1 pseudogene is annotated in these 519 nt (G+C 38.5%); it reads right to left on the minus strand.

The annotated features are described in order from the left end of the window. Window positions 1–519 (minus strand): annotated as a pseudogene (locus tag ACFIK6_RS10315) (damage-inducible protein); the annotation flags it as partial.

The raw sequence follows: 519 nt of genomic DNA on the forward strand, positions 1-519 counted from the left end.
CCCCCGCATCTTCCTTTAACCAATCAAGAGCTTCATTGCGCTTCTTGGCACTTTGTGTTCCATCAATATGCGCAAAGCTACACTGAAGAGGCGGTGTCTCTTTATAAAGCTTATGAAGATCAGACAATTCTTTCTGTATTTCTGGAGAATTGAATGTATCACGGATACGTTCAGAGGTTTTAATGTCTCTACAAAAAGCCAAAGCCCGTCGCATGGGATTGGGATCATCACTCAAATCAACTTTTAGATCTATTTTGGCAAGGGCTTGATAACAGCCGATGATCTTGGTTTTATCATCAAGAGTAAGTTCATAATTCTCATCGGTCATCAGATGTTGAATGGATTCACTCACTTCCTCTTCATTAACACCTAAGATAATAATCTTATAAGGAACTAAGAGTTCATTCTTAACGGCTTTTGAGAATGTATAGGTGTAAAGATTTTTTCCATAGAGGGCTTCATCATCCATAGACGCTAAAATGCCATTCATTTCATGGGCTTGTTTTTTAGCACTATCAG

It is taken from the genome of Bartonella sp. AS69XJJH, assembly GCF_042195585.1.
Taxonomy (GTDB): domain Bacteria; phylum Pseudomonadota; class Alphaproteobacteria; order Rhizobiales; family Rhizobiaceae; genus Bartonella.